At 69.7% G+C, this 13,266-nt stretch carries 9 protein-coding genes; all 9 read right to left on the bottom strand.

The window, feature by feature from the left end:
- The 9 genes from ACQEVU_RS12020 to ACQEVU_RS11980 all read right to left on the bottom strand — a co-directional run bounded on the left by ACQEVU_RS12020 (nucleotide 1) and on the right by ACQEVU_RS11980 (nucleotide 13,263).
- Nucleotides 1-2,412 (bottom strand): N-6 DNA methylase, encoded by a 2,412-nt coding sequence (locus tag ACQEVU_RS12020; protein ID WP_433322809.1) that lies wholly within the window; start codon nucleotides 2,410-2,412, stop codon nucleotides 1-3.
- Between the two features lie 123 nt (nucleotides 2,413-2,535).
- Nucleotides 2,536-3,507, bottom strand: coding sequence for a hypothetical protein (locus ACQEVU_RS12015; protein ID WP_433322808.1), 972 nt, complete (start codon nucleotides 3,505-3,507; stop codon nucleotides 2,536-2,538).
- Between the two features lie 149 nt (nucleotides 3,508-3,656).
- Nucleotides 3,657-5,726, bottom strand: a complete 2,070-nt coding sequence (gene fxlM, locus ACQEVU_RS12010; RefSeq protein ID WP_433322807.1) for a methyltransferase, FxLD system — start codon at nucleotides 5,724-5,726, stop codon at nucleotides 3,657-3,659.
- Nucleotides 5,727-5,757: 31 nt separating this feature from the next.
- Nucleotides 5,758-7,017: a lanthionine synthetase C family protein gene (locus tag ACQEVU_RS12005; protein ID WP_433322806.1), complete on the bottom strand. Its 1,260-nt coding sequence runs from the start codon at nucleotides 7,015-7,017 to the stop codon at nucleotides 5,758-5,760.
- Complete coding sequence (locus tag ACQEVU_RS12000) at nucleotides 7,008-10,136, bottom strand: lantibiotic dehydratase (protein ID WP_433322805.1); 3,129 nt, start codon at nucleotides 10,134-10,136, stop codon at nucleotides 7,008-7,010. Before ACQEVU_RS12000 ends, ACQEVU_RS12005 begins: the two co-directional genes overlap by 10 nt.
- A gap of 100 nt (nucleotides 10,137-10,236) precedes the next feature.
- Nucleotides 10,237-10,407 (bottom strand): FxLD family lanthipeptide, encoded by a 171-nt coding sequence (locus ACQEVU_RS11995; protein WP_433322804.1) that lies wholly within the window; start codon nucleotides 10,405-10,407, stop codon nucleotides 10,237-10,239.
- 96 nt (nucleotides 10,408-10,503) lie between these two features.
- Complete coding sequence (locus ACQEVU_RS11990) at nucleotides 10,504-11,427, bottom strand: SAM-dependent methyltransferase (protein WP_433322803.1); 924 nt, start codon at nucleotides 11,425-11,427, stop codon at nucleotides 10,504-10,506.
- Nucleotides 11,424-12,440, bottom strand: a complete 1,017-nt coding sequence (locus ACQEVU_RS11985; protein WP_433322802.1) for a CU044_5270 family protein — start codon at nucleotides 12,438-12,440, stop codon at nucleotides 11,424-11,426. Before ACQEVU_RS11985 ends, ACQEVU_RS11990 begins: the two co-directional genes overlap by 4 nt.
- A 109-nt stretch (nucleotides 12,441-12,549) precedes the next feature.
- Nucleotides 12,550-13,263, bottom strand: a complete 714-nt coding sequence (locus tag ACQEVU_RS11980; protein ID WP_433322801.1) for a GOLPH3/VPS74 family protein — start codon at nucleotides 13,261-13,263, stop codon at nucleotides 12,550-12,552.
- Between the last annotated feature and the right edge of the window lie 3 nt (nucleotides 13,264-13,266).

Raw genomic sequence — 13,266 nt, 5'->3', positions numbered from 1 at the left:
TCAGACCTCTAACTCGGCGGACTCGATGTCGAAGGTGCGGTCCAGCAGGCCCGACAGCAGCCCCGCCCGGACTCCGCGGAGACGGGCGGCCTCCGCGCGGATCACAGCGACCTGCCCCTCCATCGCATCCAGTGTTGCCGCCGTCTGCTCTTGCTCAGTCCGGGACGGGACGGGAAGCGCCATCGACAGAAGCTGGTCGGGGTTGAGCCGCTTACGGCGCTCCACGGTCCCAACGACTCTGCGCTGCATCTCCGCCCACAGTCGAGGTGTCCGGCAGACATGCTTCATCCACCCCGGGGCGATGTCACCGGCAAGGGTAAAGGTCGGGAACTCGTTGCTCGCCACGAAGCCGTCGAACTCTGCAGGAACCACCGTGATCGGCCCCTCCCAAGCAGTCAGCTTCCGCATCACCACCTGGTTCTCCCTAAGGACGTTCATCGCGGTGTACTCGGTGTCCGCCCCGTCGAATGCCCCCTTGTCAACAAGACCCTTGCCAGCATTGAGCACTCCAGCGAGGTGGTAAGTCGTTCCCGCTTCCATCGGGGTCCGTACGATATCGAGGTGCATCACGTCGCCGAGGAACCGGGACTCCGCCTCATCGCCCTCAGCGGTGCACCAAAGCAGAGACGTCGCCGCCGGATACGCACACTCCAGCGCCTCTGCCTCTGCGTCGAGTGCGGCGATCTGGTCGTCGACCACGCCGACAACCTCGATGATCCGTTCCTGAATTGACAGGGGCGGCAGTTCCAACTCGATACGCCGCAGGTGCGACTGATTAACGGGGGGAACTGCGCCGGATTGGGCAAAGGCGCCGAGGCGGACCGTCAGCATGAAGTTGTACAGATACTCCGGGCCCTCAATCCCAGCGTCAGCAAGGACGGCGAGCATGCGCTGCTCGGTCTTCTGGCGCTCGGCGCGGGCTTGGTTGTAGGCCTTGAGGAGGGTTCCCAAGTCCTCCTGCACGGCGGCGGCCTGCTTGATGTAGCGACCGATGTTCAGGCCATAGCCGTTTGCCACGATCTCCGTCATGGGCACGAAGCGTGCAGCTAGGCCACCCCTACCGTCGAGGTCAACTGGGTGGCCGTCTGCATCGAAGGCGGAGCGGTAGGCCGTCACAGTGTCGGCGATGTCGACATCGGTGAGGACGTTGCGGTTCTTGGCCTTGGTGAACCGCTTGGAGGCGTCGATGAACAGCACCCCGTCCCGCCGCTCCGGGACCTTCGTGCCGGGGGCCCGGAACACCAGGATCGCCGTGGGGATGCTGGTGCCGTAAAAGAGGTTGGCTGGCAGCCCGATCACTGCCTCCAGGAGGTCGTCGTCCAGGACACGCTGGCGGATGGCTGCTTCCTGGCCGCGGAAGAGGACTCCATGGGGCAGGACGACACCGGCACGGCCCTTCTTCGGGTCCATGCTAGCGATCATGTGCTGCACGAACGCCCAGTCCGCGGACCACTGCGGGGCGACCCCGCCGATGGCGCGCGGGTCATTGGTCCAGGGCTTCCACTTCAGGCTGTACGGCGGGTTAGCGACGATCACGTCGAACCGCCTCACAGACCCGTCCGGCTTCTTGAAGCGCGGGTCTTTCAGGGTGTCACCGACCTCGACCTGAAACTGGGTCAGGTTATGCATGAAGAGGTTCATGCGTGCCACACCTGCGGTGTCCGCTACGGCTTCCTGTCCGTACAAGTGAAGTGTGTAGCCACGCCCGCCGCGGGCCTTCAGGAGGTTCGCGGAGGCGATGAGCATGCCGCCCGACCCGCACGTCGGGTCATACACCGACTCGAATGCCTTGGGGTCCAGGACCTCCACGATCAGCTCGACGACCTCACGCGGGGTGAAGAACTGGCCGGCGCGGGTGCCAGACCCGTCAGAGAAACGCTTCAGCAGATACTCATACGCCCCACCGAGCACGTCGTGGGACATGTTGCCCTCGTGCATCTTCGGGGTACGGTCCATTGCCTGCATGACCGCCGCCAACACCTCACCCGACAGCACCTCTTCGGACGTCCAGGTCATGGACCCGAACAGGCGGGAGAATTTGTCAGGGTTGGCCGTCTCGATGGCCTGCAGGGAGGCACGGACGCGCTGGCCGAGGCCGGGCTGGGTGATGGTAGCGAGGATGGATGACCAAGAGGCACGCCGCTGCCGGACGGTGCCGGGGTGGATGAACGGGATCTCGAACGATTGGTAGTCGCGGTACTCGATCTCGCGGGCTTCCTCGGCGGAGAGACCGTCGAGGCCCTCATTGTCGTCCAGGAACTCCTGGTGGTGGTGCTCCCAGGTATCCGACAGGTACTTCCAGAACATCAGCGGGAAAACGACCGAGGAGTATTGCGCTTCGGGCATCGCCACGCGCAGCTCGTCGGCGGCGTCCCACAACCGGTTCTCGATCTCCTGCTGCGTCACTACCATCAGTCGGGGTGTCCTTGCTCGTCAACGGGGTGGCGACCCGAAGGCCGCATAGGTCCAGTTCGCCACCCTATTTCGGGCGTGCCCGGCGTGTAAATGCAGGAGGTGTCCTGCGGGTGAAGCACGTCAGGTCGCGCTCTGGCATTCGGCGCTGGAACCCTGTCTGAGGGTGAAGCTTCGGGCTGCGGCTGTGAGTGCGGCGCGTAGTCGAGGTTCAACGTCGACTGGGATGGATTTTGCGGCGAGGCCACAAGTGGCGATGAGATCGACCAATGCCGACGCCTGTGCGCTCCGTAGCACATGGCGCGACTCCTTGTGGCCGAGTAGTTCGCGGGCGACATAGCCGTCACCGGCGTCGATAGCTCGATCGGCCAGGCCATGCAGCAGGTTGGTCTGGTCGGTTCGGCGGATGCCGGGTACGTCAGCAACGCTGAGCACGAGCCGGGTGTTGAACACGATGGTGGATGGGTTGCAGTCGAGTCGGCGGCAGTCGGCGATCAGCTCATTGAGCCGTGCGGGAATCGGTGTCAGCTTCGTCGGGCGGCAGTGTGCGGTGAGGCAAGCGGTGATGGCGTTCTCCCACGGCTCGCCCGGTGCGGTTTTGGCAAGTAATTCCTGGGCTTGGGCGTGGTTTCCGGTGGTGGCGGCAGCGATGACGGCGACTTGGCGGCCGTCGAGCATGCGGGTGCCGATCCCGTGTTGTCGGTGTAGGTGCTCGAGGGCGGCTTGCCAGTGGCCGTCGGTGGTGAGGGCTCGGGTGCCGTCGGCGAGGACGACGCGCCAGAGCCATTGGCGGACCTCGTCGCGCTCGGCTGTGGTGGTGGTGAGGTTGGCGGGGACGGTGAGTCCGTCGACGGTGAGGGCCTTGCTGGTGGTGACGGCGGATTGGAGTCGTAGTAGCAGTTCGTGGCCTTGGCGGCCGTGGCCGGCGCGGATGTGGAGGCGGGCGAGGTTGACGAGGGGTTCGAGGGCGCGGATGGCGTTCATGCCGGTGAGTGGGCAGTGTTCGAGGTAGAGGCGGGCGTGCCAGTGGCACCACTCGCGGGCGAGGTCTGGTAGGCCGAGGTCGGAGGCGAGGAGTGCTGCCTGGTTGAACACTGAGGATGCTTCGCCCGGGTTTGCTTCCTGCTCGGCCCGGTCGGCCAGCTCAGCGAGTTGGCCGACGCGTGTGTGGAGCGGGAGGCAGATCGGACGGGGGCGGGCGACGAGGGGGAATCGTCTGGCGACCGGTCCGTGTGGGTCCATGGTCAGGTCCAGGACACGACGATCGGGTTCTGCTGGCGGGGCAGGACGAACCGCCCGGCGGCCGGGTCCGGTTCGGGCAGGACGGCGGGCATGGTGAACGTGACGGTCTTGTCCCGGTAGTGGGTGTCCCAGTGGCGGATCTGGTCGGCGACCTCGTCGGCGAGGGTGTCGCCGTTGGCACCGTGGCCGGTGACACCCACCTCGTACAGTTTTCCGCCGTCCGCGGCGGGCGGCGCGGGCCGGATGGTGAGGTAGGCGAGGTCGGTGCCGCGGACGGTGCTCATGGAGCCCCACCCGAAGGAGGGCGTGACGAGGCCACCCTGGACGGCGGCCGGTTGCACGTTCATGCGCATGAGGGCGTTGTCGAGGGTGCAGGCCAGCCACAGGTCCATCCAGGCCAGCGGCACGTCGGGCGGGAACAGTACGCCGGTCCACCGCTCGTGCCGTTTGGTGTCGAGCACGCCGGCGAGGGCGGCGGGGTCGACGGTTTGGTCTTGGTGGACCTGGAGTTGGACGGTGTGGTCGTCGGTGAGGTAGACGACCTCATAACCGTCGTCGCCGATGCCGCGGAGCGGCATGAAGACGGCGAGTTCGCTGTTGACGGCGTGCCAGCCGTCGGGGTCGCGTTCGAAGGCGATGCAGCGGGTGGTGGTGCCGCGCAGGCGGAGTGGGACGAGGAGCCGGCCGCCGGGGGCGAGCTGGGCGAGCCAGGCGTCCGGGATCTGGTACGCGCCGACGGTGGCGATCGCCCGGTCGTAGGGGGCGTTGGCGGCGTGGCCGAGCGCGCCGTCGCCGAGCACGACCTCGACGTTGCTGATGCCGGCGGCGGCGAGGTGGGTACGGGCTCCGTCGACGATGTCCAGGTCGACGTCGACGGCGGTGACGTGGCCCTGCGCGCCGACGATGGTGCCGATGAGGGCGGCGTTGTAGCCGGTGCCGGCACCGGCCTCGAAGACGCGCTGGCCAGGTTGCAGGTCGAGCTGTTCGAGCATGGTGGCGACGATGGTGGGTTGGCTGGCGGCGCTGATCGCGACCCCGGCGGCGTTGTTCTTGGTGTAGACGGCGTCGTCGGCGTAGGCCCGCTGGACGGGTACGTCGGGCACGAACAGCTCGCGCGGCACGCCGCGCAAGGCGGCGACGACGGGTTCGCTGCGGGCGGTGCCGTTGCGCACGAGGCGGTCGACGAGGTCGTGGCGCAGCTGCTCGGCGGTCTGGTCGGCTGGGCTGCTGTGGTGTGTCTGGGTCGTCACGGTGGGCACCTTACTGAGCGCAGGAGTGGACGGTTCGGTGTGGAATGCGAGGTTCACCGCCAGGTGGGCGAGCCCGGCCTGGTCGGCGAGGGACAGCCCGGCCCGGTTGGCCAGGAACAGCAGGTGGTGGGTGAGCACCGCGCGGAGCCCGCGGTGCAGGTGACCTCGTTGGTGCAGCTCGGCCAGGCCGCGGCCGGTGTCGGTCAACGCATCGAGCCAGGCGCTGGCGATGTCTGGTTGGGCGGGGTCGGCGGCGAGGGTGGCGCGGGCATCGCAGGTCAGCAGCAGCCGCAGTTTCGCGGTGAGTTCCTCAGTACGGACGCGCACCGCAGCGGGGGGTTCGGGGCGCAGGTCGGCGACGCCCCGCCATACGTCGCCCTGCTCGAACTGGTCCAGCCCGGCCGCTCGGCACAGCTGCGTGGCCGCGATGGCGAAGGTTTCGCGGGGGCCGAGCGTGACCGCGCCTGCCGTGTCGGCGGTGCGGAATCGACTGTCGGCGTGAAAGAGCCGGTAGGTAAGGTCCATCGCGGCGGGGCCGCCGAACGCGTACGTCTCGGGCTCGTAGAGGCTGATCGACCAGCGGACAACCTGCCCGTCGGCCTGCAAGTCATCGAGAACGCGCTCGATCCGGCTGAGGGCGGGTTCGATGGCGCGGCAGCGCAGGGGCCACAGCTCTTTGCGCAGGAACCACCAGTCGTGCAGCAGTCCAGCATCGTGCTGCTCCTCGAGGATCGGCGCGATGGCGTGGACGGCGGCGCGGTGGGCGGTGTCGCGGTCGGGGAACTCGATGAGGTACTGCCGCCATGGTGGTGGCTGCGGCATGGAGACTCCTCCTCGGCGTCAAACGATGGGGTCAGGCGATGAGCAGGCAGCTGTCCCAGCTGCTCGCGGGAAGCGCGGTAGTGCCGTGCAAGGCCAGGGCGATGCCGGCGGCACCGTCGAGCAGGCCCGCACCACGTTCCGGGTCGGTGATCAGGCGGTGCGCCACCTGCGCGGGATCGGCTGGCTCGGAGGTGACCCGGCTGATCAGGTCGGGCAGTGCGGCGCGTAGCCGGTCGGCAGTCCCTGCCGGTGCGTCGAAGGCGGTGCGGGCGGCGAGGTAGGCCAGTCCGGCGAAGCCGTGGCACAGGGACGGGTCGGTGGTGGCGGCCAGCTGTCCAGGGTCGGTAAGCGCGTGCGCCAGGGTGTGTTCGGCGTGCCGCTGTCGGGTGGTGTCGGCGAGGGCGAGGGCGGCGAGTTGCTGGGCGCGGGCAACCCCGGCCACGCCGTAGCACCAGGACGGCCGTACCGGCTGAGTGATGCAGGACCGGCCGGCGTGCAGTTCAGCCGGGGTGATCCAGTAGGGCCAGGCAGTCTCGGTGTGCCACCGGTCGAGCCAGGCGCAGATGGTCTTGAGTGCGGCGGTTTGGCCGGGCACGGTGATGCCGCGCTGGGCGGCGAGGGCGAGGAGGGCGAGCGGCCCGGTGATGCCGTGCGCGACGCCGGTGTTGGCGTGCCCATGGGGGAACTTCGGGTCCGCGCGGCCGGCCGGGCCGGTGGGTACCCACCAGCCGGGCAGCTCACCATCCTCGGTCTGACGGGGGCGGGCGAGCCGCACCACATAGGCCAGGACGGCCCGCAGCAGCGTCGTGTCGTGGTTGCGGTGCAGCAGGTAGGTGCCGTAGCCGGTCAGGCCGTGGATGGCGTCGAAGTCGGCCAGCCGGGGTGGGGCGTCGGCGTCGAGACGCGCGTTGGCGTCGTCGAGTCGGCGCCGGATGTCGCGGTCGAGCTGCCGGTCGAGCGTGGCGAGGGCACCTTGGTAGGCGGTGGGCCGGTGCTCGTTGGCGCAGCGCAACGCGTGCGCCACCGCCGGTACTCCGTAGTAGGGGTGGCTGTCCGGGCCGGCGGTGACGGCCCCGCGGACGGCGGCGGCGAGCCAGGCGTCGGCTCGGTCCCAGCGGTCGAGGCCGGTGGCGGCCCGCTCGATGTGCAGCAATGCGACGCCGGGCATGCCGTGGGCCAGCGATTGCCGCCACCACGGCGCAGCGCGCACCGCCCCGGCTACGTGCTCCGGGTCGGCGAGCTGATCGGCGATCGCATCGACCAGCCGCAGGTCCAGGTCGATCACGCGCATTGGATGCCCGCCCGGTAGCGATGCAGCCAAGTCAGTGCCGCGGCCCGGGCCAGATGCAGGCAAACCGCCTCCTCCTCGAAGTTGATGCCGACGGCGCGGACAAACATCACGTGCAGCAGCGAGCCGAGCACGTCGTCGACATCGACGCCGACCGTGTCCCGACCTGGGAAGTGGGTACGGTAGGCGGCCAGCGCCGCGTCGCGACCGGCCCACGCATCGGCGATCGCCGCGCCGCCCGGGGCCGCGCGCAGTGCGGCCCAGCCGTTGCTGGGGTCGGCAAGGCTGACGGCCTCCGTGAACGCAGGGCGGTTGATCGCGCCGACGCCGCCGACGGGGACGTGGTCGGCGAGCCACCGCATGCCCGCGCCGATACTGCCGGTGAACCCAGCGGCGATGCCCACGGTGTGCGCCGCCACCAGGGCCTGACGTCCGGGTCGATGTAGCTGGCGCAGCGTGGTCAACATTGCGTGGGAGTCGGCGCGGAACACCGCCTCCGCCGCCTGCCAGGCCGCTCCATCGCCCCACCGGCCATGTTCAGGGCTCCAGCTCGGCAGCCGCAGCTCCCGCAGCAGCCGCAGCTCCCGCATTTCTTCGGCCCACTGCGCGACGATTGCGGCGACCGGGCCGAACTCGGCCCGGTCGGCCAGGCCGACGCGAAGCCGCACGTGGTGCTCGGGGTCGCGGTAGCGCACGTACCACCAGGGCCGCCCGCCGAGCCGGTCCAGCAGCAGCGGCAGGTACGACCCAAGCAGGGTGTCCTGCCGTCGCGGATCGCTGTAGAGGCTGGCCAGCAGGACCGACGCCTCAGCGGGCTGGTGCACATGCCGGGGCTGGACAAGCCGCTGTGCAGCCGGGGCAGGGAGCTTGGGCCAGCGGGTGAACTGGGCGGCGGTCAGCGGCACGATCAGTTCGTGGCTGCGCCCGCCACACCAGCCGCTCGCGGTCCGGTCCGGCACCGCCGTCAGCACCGCATGCTCCGCGCCGGTCAGGTGCTCGCGAAGCAGCACCCGGTGGGCGGGCTGGTCGAGATCGAGCGGCAGCCGTTGATCACCCTCGGTCAGGGTGATGTACCGCGGCAGCCGTCGCCGTGCCCGCCACCCGGCGAACCAGGCATCCCAGTCCGGCCACGGCGAGTCGGCGGCCGGCAATTCGGCACGGTCGAGCCGCCACCGGGCCGGTGACAGGACGATGCGGCCGTGCCGCAGCGCTGGCAGGAACGGCAGGGTCCGGGCGGCACCCCAGTCGAAGGTGGTCACCTGTGCCGTATTGGCGCGGGCCAGCTCGATCAGAAGCCGCACCAGCGGCGGGGTGTGCGTGTGGAGGTTCAGCGCGTGCAGGCCGACCGCTTCGACCCGGGCACCGAGTTTCGGCACCGCCAAGTACAGCCGGCGGCCGTCGCAGCCCACCGCCAGGTCAGCCACGGCCAGCACATCGGGGCCGGGCGGACGGTGCTCACCGATGCTGATGACCAGCGGCAGGAGTTGCGGCGTACGCGTCACATGGGCGGTGGCCGGATCCAGCGGCGGGAAGGACACCTGCGCGACCAACGTCTGCGGGTCCGCACCGGGCAGCGCGGCCAGCGACGCGGCGAGGGCGGCCCGGCCGTTGTCGTCGACGATGTCGAGGAATCGGCCGGTGAGGACCCCGGCGCCGCGCGACACCGCCGTCACTTCCAGGGTGAACCGGCCGCGTCGCAGCGTCGGCAGGTCAACGGCGCGGAGCTGGACGGCGACCTCAAGGTGCGGCGGCAGCCGGCATCCTACGTGCAGGTGCGGCGGCAGGCCAGCCTGGTCCGCGCTGAACTCCAGTCGAGCGATCGCGGCTTCGTCCAAGACGATCTCGTCCACGCCGTCGAGCGCGGCGCGCTGGGCCAGGGCCATCAGCTGCTCGTCACGGATGGTCCCCGGCAGCGGCCGCTCGGGACCTTCAGCGCCCGGGTAGCCGTCCGGGAACCCGACACCGCTGTCGGCCAGCACATCGAGGACCGGCACGAGCGCGCCGACGCCGTAGCGTTCGTAGAACCGGTTGTGCCATGCCTTCCACGCCGGAGTGCCGAACGGCCGAGCGCACAGCCGGGCCAAGAGTTCAGCCGCCCGGGCCACCTCGTCGGCAACCTGTCGTGGCAGCGTGACGGCGGCGTCCAGCCGCAGGTCGACCGCCAGCGGTTGAGTCTGCGGCCCACCGGCCACTGCCCGCATCCGCTCGGCGATCGGGGCGCAGCCAGCCGCTGTCACGTTCGGGATCGTCCGGAGCGCGCCGAGGTCGCCAGCGATCGCACGCAGCGAGCCGACCAGGCCGGCGACCGGGGCAACGTCCGCGGCGGCTGCGTCGTCGAGGACCGCCAACAGGTGCCGCAACCCGTCGGGCTCGGTACTCGGCGAGTGCAATGCCGAGATGAGCACCCCACGCTGGACCAGCTCCCGCACCATCGCAGCGACCCGACTGTGGCTCGTGGCGGGGAACTCGGCAAGGAGCTTCTGCTGCAGGTCGGCCACCCGGATCGGCGAGGCCGCCGTCGCCACGGCGAACCGGACCGGCGCGCTGTACGCCATTGAACACTCCACGGCCTGCCGGGCACGGTCCGGATGCGGCTGATACGGCACCACCAACCGATCACCGCGCACGGTCACACTCGTGTTGGCCATCACCGGCAACCGGTTCAGCAGCTGCGGGCTGGCCTCCAGCCGGTTGATCACCGCCGTCAGCCACGGCGATCCGGCGCGCACCGTGGCCATGTGCCCGTCACACCATCGCGCAGAAGGCTCGCGACCGAAGGACACCGCCGTGACCCCGGAGAACCAGCCGAACGGGGTGGGGCGACCAGTGGCCCGCAGCAGATACCGCGTGACGGCCAGCGCCGCACGCCGGACCTCGCGCAGCGGCGGATTTGCGGCTGCGCACAGGGCTTCGAGCTGGCGACCGAGAACCGGACTGGCGTACGCCAGTGCACCCGCGACGTCCGGCCGGGACCACACCAGCCTCAGCCATGCCGCCAACGCCTCGCCGTCCGAGCTCGTCTGAGTCAGATCCGGTGGCAGCGGTACATCCAGCACAGGACGCGCCACGGCGCGCAGCAGCGCGGCAGAGTGTGAGCGGAACGCCGAATGACGGCTGGGCATCGCAGCAACCTTTCGAGCGCACAGGTAGCGGAGGCTGGCGGCCCACGGCACGATCAGCCGTGGGACCGCCAGCCAGGCGGGGATGGGACGGTCCTGCTGGTCAGGCGGAGCCGGTCACGCAGGCGCCGCAGGTGCTGCCGCAGTTGTCCCCGGTCACGTTGACCATGCTGCCCGCGTCGGTCACCTCGACGATCTCGACGTTGAGATCGAAGCCGTCACCGGACTCGACGACAGCCGGCGCCTGCAGCGACGCCAGTGGCTGAGGGGCCATGGAGGTCCTCCTTGAAATCGACTCCCTTCGCACCACCGCGGCGGAAGGGTGGGACCGGCGACCCGGTTGAGGTGGCGCGGGTCGCCGCCACCGCCCTCATTGGGGCGGAAGACTTGTGTGGCTGCGCTGCGGGCCTGAGCGGCATGAGCTCGTCTCAGCAGTGGCGAATCCGGCCGGCACCGGGCCTGGCCTTGGCGGTTGCTCGGCGAGGCGGGCTACGACGCCGTAGCAGGCGACGTCCTCGTCCTGCGGCCGTTGCTTGTCGTCGCGGTCGGGCCTCCACTGGACGACGGACACCGCAGTGGGCGCGGCAGCCCTCGACGCCGCTGGGTCGGGGTCGACAAGATCAAGGCCGGTTACGTACTCGATGATCTGCTCGCGGGTGCGGGGCCGGTATCGTGCCTCGTGGTCCTGCTGCAACTTCGGAATTTGAGCCGCCGTGTCCGGGCTCCAGAAGTCCGCGGTGCCGTGGCTGATGACGACGTAGCTGCCCGGCGCGAGCGCGCCGAGTAGCTCGGCGACCGCGTGCGTCGCGTCGTGGTCATCGAGGAAATGCAGTACGGCGACGAGCAGGAGTCCGATCGGCTGCGCCATGTCGATGGTGTTGTGCAGGTCGGGATGGTGCAGGATTGTCGCCGGTTCACGCAGGTCCGCGTGGACATAGGCGGTAGCGCCGCTGGGGTGGCTGGTGAGCAGGGCTCGGGCGTGCGCCATCACGATCGGGTCGTTGTCGACGTAGACGACACGGCTGTCCGGGGCGATGTCCTGCGCGATCTCGTGGGTGTTCGGCGGCAATGGAAGTCCTACGCCGATGTCGAGAAGCTGGCGGATTCCTGCGGTGGCGGCCAGGTAGCGGACGGCGCGGTGCAGGAACTTCCGGTTCTCGACCGCGCCGATCCGCACGCCTGGGAAGGCGGCGGCGATCGTGTCGCCGGATACGCGGTCGGCGGCGAAGTGGTCTTTGCCGCCCAGCCAGTAGTTGTACCGGCGTGCGGGCTGCGGCGTCCTCGGGTCAATCATCGGGCGCACCCGGCCTGAGGTGTCCCGGTGTCCTGGCTGTAGGTGCTGTTCAGACGCAGAAGGTAAATGCCGTACTCGTCCGAGGGATCCGCTGGTGTGGTCGCGTCCGGGCGGCGATGGGCTTTGCTGTGGCTGGCCAGCAGTTGGCCGGTCTTCTGGTCGAAGATAAGCGTTTTGGCCACGGTGAACGGCATTGGCGGCAGGTAGGTGGTGCTGACGGCGAAGCCTGACCGTCCTTCGCGGTCGGTGGTTGCTGGCTCGATGGTGATCCCGGGTTGGCGGGCGAGCATGCGCAAGACCCCCTGCCGGGTGGCCATGGGCACGTATCGCTCACTGTAGAACTCTGCGATCTGGCCGAAGACGTCGACGACGGTGTCCGGGGGCAGGGGTTCGTGCAGGATCAGCCGGCGTACGGCGTCGGGATCGGCCGGCAGGGGCCCGTCGAAGGGACCGAGGTTGCGGTCGGACTCGTCGTTGAGGATGTGGCAGCCGTGTGACTCGTCGCTGGTGATCCAACGCCGCGCTCCGTGGCCGGTGGTCCAGAGCTGGATGCGGTGTACCGAGGGGTCACCGGCAGACGCCGATGGCGGTGCCGCGAACGTGTCCCAGGTACGGATGTCGATGTACTCGTATCGCGCTGGGGTCGGATCGGCAGGACCGCTGCCGAACGTGCCGGCGATGCGCTCCAGGAAGGCGGCGGGGTCCGTGCGTGCTGCCTGGCCTGTGCTCAGTGTGGAGGCCGGGCGGGATGCTGCCCCAGTCGGGGTGATGGGCGTGGCCGGTGTGCCGGTGGCCTGGCCACTGTGCAGGCTGCTCCCCGCGATCGCGGCTGCGGTCGCCACGGCGATACTGCCGGCGATCACGGAGGTGACGAGGCGTCGATGTGGCATCGGTGCTTGCGTGAGTTTGTTGATCATGAGGGTCCTGGTGGGGTCAGGCGCGGCGGTCAGTGCCGTGATGACAGTTGTTGGTTGGGGTGGCCCCGGCCTGGGAGGCTTTCCGGCCGGGGCCACCCCGGTGGGCGGCGGCCCGCCCTTGGCGGTGAAGGGTGGTGTGGGGCCGCCGTCCGACCGTCCCGGACCGGCACAAAAAAGTCCGGGACGCGTGCACCGCCGGAGAAGCTCAGCCGCCGTACACCCGTACCGCGGCTTCGCCGATGAGACTGTGGGTGTCGGCGAGGATCTGGCGGATCGCGGGATGTTCGACGCTGACGCGTTCGACCATGTGCCGGAGCAGGGCCGGCACGTCGTGGCCGGATCCGTCGAGGTACAGCTCGGAGACCAGGTCCAGGGCGAGCACCAGACCGCCGAGGGAGTCGGTCTGCGGATCGGGGTTCGCGGAGCCGGTCAGGGCACTGATCAACCGGCCACGGATCCGGGGGATGACGTGCGGGTCGGAGGGCGGATACCGGCGACGGCCGGGGACGAGCCGTCGGCGACCTGGCTGGACGACGAGATTCCCGGCGTACATGGCGGCCGCGGTGCGTTCGTAGGCGTCCCGGGCGAGAGTGTGAATTGCGTCGCGCAGTGTCGACGGGCGTGGCGACGGTGCGAGCAGCGTCCGGACGGGCGGGCCGCCAAGGACGCCGATCAGCCAGTCGGCGACCGGATCACCCGACACGCTGTGGTCGACGACGAGGACATGGCGGTCCACGATCCGGATCCGTTCGACCGGGCGCAGCAGTTCGTCGATGAGCGCGGCGCCGCCCAGGGCAACGCCCAGTGCGGCGGAGCTGGCCAGCCGTTCGCCGGTTTCGGAGTGGGCAACGAAGAACGTCTCGACCCGCAGCGGCTGACGCAGGTTCGGCAGGGGCCTGGCCCCGTATGGGAACACCATGGT

It is taken from the genome of Dactylosporangium sp. CA-139066 (genome assembly GCF_050936175.1).
In the GTDB taxonomy this organism is placed as follows: domain Bacteria; phylum Actinomycetota; class Actinomycetes; order Mycobacteriales; family Micromonosporaceae; genus Dactylosporangium.
Note: the sequence above shows the minus strand (reverse complement) of the source record. Positions and strands in the feature narration are given on the sequence as shown.